The 4305-nt window shown below is 46.0% G+C and carries 3 protein-coding genes; 2 read left to right on the top strand and 1 reads right to left on the bottom strand.

Annotation, left to right across the window (positions count from 1 at the left end):
* The first annotated feature begins 146 nt into the window (after nucleotides 1–146).
* Entirely contained in the window at nucleotides 147–959 is an 813-nt protein-coding gene (locus HQM15_11995; GenBank protein MBF0493484.1) for a hypothetical protein, read from the top strand.
* A 184-nt stretch (nucleotides 960–1143) separates the two neighbouring features.
* The gene (locus tag HQM15_11990; GenBank protein MBF0493483.1) at nucleotides 1144–3645 is read left to right on the top strand and encodes a choice-of-anchor D domain-containing protein; all 2502 of its coding nucleotides are present in this window, start codon (nucleotides 1144–1146) and stop codon (nucleotides 3643–3645) included.
* Between the two features lie 165 nt (nucleotides 3646–3810).
* Here the strand turns inward: HQM15_11990 and HQM15_11985 are convergent, their stop codons facing one another.
* Nucleotides 3811–4215: a hypothetical protein gene (locus HQM15_11985; protein ID MBF0493482.1), complete on the bottom strand. Its 405-nt coding sequence runs from the start codon at nucleotides 4213–4215 to the stop codon at nucleotides 3811–3813.
* Nucleotides 4216–4305 lie beyond the last annotated feature (90 nt).

The raw sequence follows: 4305 nt of genomic DNA, 5'->3' as shown, positions 1-4305 counted from the left end.
AAAGTCCCTCCCAAACTCCTCAGTTTATCTAAAAAATCAAAAATGTAGTGGCACAAGGAAACCCTTCGCCTACAACAACTTGAAATATAAAACCTTTTTATTTTCTGGTGTCAAAGTCGGGAGGGATGACCTTTACAGGAAACTTGATGTCTCGTTTGCGAGCAAGGTTCCCGGAAAACTCAAATGAAAGCCCTAATGCGCATCAGTATATTAAGGAACTGGAGATAGTAAATAATCTGATGTGGGATCCTCAGGTAAATATGGAATTTGCTCATGAGAATCCCTTTACAGCCCTTCCTCTTTCTAATCATGTGAACTATGTGGGAAATTACTGGGTCACAAGACCTGCCTATCCTTACGGAATGTTCGACATGCATTTGGGAACGCATGATGTGACGCTGACCAGGGCCTATGTGTTTGACAATCACATGCAGATGTATCCTGGATTTCAAGATTGGCAAATGGAGTATTGCTGCAATGATTTCAAACTCTATGGAGGAGACCAGCTCATGCCCGATTGGGCTGTTTCTTTGCCCAATTCTTTTGTGGCTCCCCATATTAGTTTTACCCCTCAACCCAGCGGAATTTCTTTGATAGATTCTATCTATAAAACCGCGGGGGCTTTTCCACGCGATCCTATGGATAGGCGTTTAATGAGTTCTGTTTGCTCCGGAAATATTGATCCGACGGTGGTGAATATCAACCCCACTGCCACAGCGAGCAATCCTGGGGGAGATAGCTTCTTGATGGATCCTGCCGCTCCAAGCCCTGTAGATACTGATGGAGATGGTATGCCTGATGCCTGGGAAATTGCCCATGGCTTAAATCCCAATCTTGCCGACAACAATGGCACGAACTTGTCGACAGAAGGCTATACCAATCTGGAGGTTTATCTGAATGAGCGGATGAATCAGCTCATAGCTCAAGATGCGAGCATCAGTTCGCAATGCGCTTATTAGAAAAAAGGAGACAAACTTCAAAAAAAGCCCCGATTTATCGGGGCTTTTTTTTGTACTTTCTAACGATTTTAGTGGAATTGTCTTTGTACTCCCTGATATCTGCCGAGGTATACGTAAAAGAACCTTTTTTAAAAAAGGAGGAGCTATGTCATTTTTAAAGAGACGGAGAAGCTTGTTCTTTTGGATGCCATTCGTAGTCCTAACGACTGCCTGGGCAGGAGACGTCCATGCAGACTGGTATGCAGGAAGGCGCGATTTCAATCTGAGGCAGGGCCAGAGTTTTACGACCAGCATTTCCATCGACCGGTATGGAAATAAAAATCCCGCGTATTTTCGACTCGTAGGGGCAAATGGAATTACAGCGGTGGTAAGTCCTGCTCCAATCACTGGAAATACAGGAGCTGTCACCTTTACAGTTGCTACGAATGCGCCTTTGGGAATGCAAAATCCGTTACTGAGAGCAACTATTGGAAATTCTGTGAGTGATCAGCCCTTTGCCATCAATGTGCAAGCAGCCCCCGTTGCTGTCCTAAGTTTCTCTCCTGCTTCACTGAGCTTTAATGCCCAGGCCGGTGGAAGTACTGCGACTCAAAGTGCCTCCTTAAGAAATTCGGGGACGGCGGCAGTGACAGTCAGTTCCTTGAGTTTATCGGGGACCAATTCCTCGAGGTTCAGCTTGAATGCCACAGCCTGTAATGGGAGGAGTCTGGCCGCAGGGGCCAGTTGTTCAGTGAGCGTGAGTTTTAGCCCCTCTACGGCAGGAAGTTTTAGTGGACGGGTGAATGTTTCGAGTAGTTTAGCCACGAACCCAAGCCTCACTTTGAGTTCTACAGTAACCCCTATAGTTATCACCATGCCTGCAGTGAGTGTTACTCCTGCCTCTCTTTCGTTTTCAGCATTGATAAGAAACAGCGCCGTCGCACAGAGCGTGACTGTGCGCAATTCTGGAACCGCTCCTTTGGCGATTAGTGCGCTGAGTTTGGCGGGAAGTTCTGCCTCTCTTTATAATTTGAACGCCTCCGGATGTGCGGGGAGAAGTGTTGCGGTGGGAGCAAATTGTAGCGTGAGTGTCGGCTTTAATGGCTCTCCTACGGTGGGAACCTTTAGCGCTCAGCTGAATATTGTGAGCAATGCGGCAACAAATCCAGGTGTTTCTTTGAACTCTGTTGTGACGGCACCCACTGTAGCAGCTACCACAGCACCTACTACAGCACATGCTGCAACAACAGCGCCTACAGCAACAGGCCTTCTTGCCTTTCCGGAAGCCCTTGGTTTTGGCGCCTTTGCTACTGGGGGTCGTGGAGGGGATGTGTGCATCGTCGCCAACTTGAATACCTCGGGTGCAGGTTCTCTGCAGGATTGTATTGATTCTGCTACAGGCCCACGAACTATTGTTTTTAGGGTCAGCGGGCTTATCAATAATTACATCGTGTTTAGGGGTAAAAGTCATATCACCCTTGCTGGACAAACTTCTCCGCAAGGCATTATCGTGAGGGGAATAAATACCGATGAAGCGGGTGCGGGCTGGTGCGATCAGAATGAGGCCTGCCTGGCTGCCTCGCTGAGATCGTCCGACTTGATCGTCCGCAATATTCGCACACGGCCGAACGGAGAAAATGGACTAGCTTTAGATGATGGGTTGCGTATCCGATCGGCCAGCAATTCCATCTTTGACCATATCTCCACCGAAGAAGCGAGTGATGAATCGATTGAAATTTCTTTCTCTCACGACATTACGGTGCAGAACACACTATTGGCGGAAACCCTGGGGGGGCACCTTTATAATGGAATGCTCATCAATTATTCTGCCCCTCGTATCGGAATGCCTTTGGATAGGCTTTCGTTGATTAATAACAACTGGAACAGACTTTTGGGGCGCTTCCCTGAAATTTCTCGTGAGAGTCCCTACGCTCATGAAGACATTATGGAGATTGAAATTATCAATAATCTTCTTTGGGATCAACATGCCGCCGCGGATGTTTCCAGTGTAAATCCTTTCACAGGGCAATATTTGGCCTATCATCTCAACTGGATTGGAAATTACTCAGTGACTCGCACTACCGGCTTTACCCGACCTGGTGAACCAATTTATGGAGCTTATCCCTTTGGGATGATCGACATGCACATGTGGGACAGGCTGGTTCCAACTACTGTTGCTTATTTTTCGGATAACCACATGCAAAGCTATCCCACGCTGATGGATTGGGCTTTAAACTACTGCTGCAATGATTTCTTCACCAGCTATGCCTCTTCTGCGCGAGATCTGCTTCCTTCTTATGGTTCAACAGTTCCCAATGTTTTTACTGGCTCGCATGTAGACCATACCGCTTTGAGTGCTGATCAGGTTAAACGTCATGTGTTTGAAAATGTGGGTGCCTTTCCCAGAGATGCGGAAGACCATCGTTTGATGGGAGCCGTCTGTTCCGGAGTGATTGATCCTACAAATGTCTATGAAAATCCCTATGGTGATGCTTTTTCTATTACAAATAATGTAACCGATTTTCCTGCAGATTCGGATAACGATGGAATGCCCGATGCCTGGGAAATTTCCCATGGCCTCAATCCCAATGTGGATGATCACAATGGAACCAACCTATCTGGTGAAGGTTATACCAATATCGAGGTCTATTTGAACGAGTTGGCGAATCAAATTGTACATGTCGATAGTTCGCATTGTTCCTTTTAGTTAAGGCTCGGTTCGTTAAAAAAAAAGCCCCGATCAAAATTGGGGCTTTTTTTATAAAAAAATAGCAACGAATTCCCAATCCACCCGATAACTTTCATTTCACGAGGAGTAAGTTTTTCTTTAAATCGAAAGTTGCAATGTGGTTAGAGAAGGGAATGAGTAAAATTAAGTTCTCTTTTTCTGACTTTCCAAAAATTCCTGAATAGCTTTTAATTCTTCAATTTCTAGTTGGTCTCTCGGCCTTTGAGTATCCTTACTCAAAATAAGGTCTGCCAAACAAACACAGGGGAACTGAACTCCATCCACTTCTTTCACTTCACGTTTGGAGTAGGCATCCTCAAATTTTAATTTTCCTGCCCGAAGTAACAAATCCACTCGGGGTTGGTCGCCAATAATCGTGAAAGGTTTTTGAATGACGTCTTCGGCTAATGTCTCGTTTGCCATTCCCAAGAGTTGGGATTGAGCTAAGGCGTGTAATATTTTTTCTGTATTTTCCAAATCTTTTGGAATGAGTACATCGATGTCTTTGGTAGATGTCAGCGCGCATGACAGGGAGCCTGGAGTTCGCATGATAGGGCCCCACCTGTACGCATGATAGGGACCCGGTGGTTCGCAAGGATAGGGACCCACTTTTTCCTCTAAAAAATAGCGACGGATCTT

Source organism: Deltaproteobacteria bacterium (genome assembly GCA_015233135.1).
Classification (GTDB): domain Bacteria; phylum UBA10199; class UBA10199; order JADFYH01; family JADFYH01; genus JADFYH01.
The sequence above is the reverse complement of the archived record's forward strand: the minus strand, read 5'-3'. Positions and strand labels throughout refer to the sequence as shown.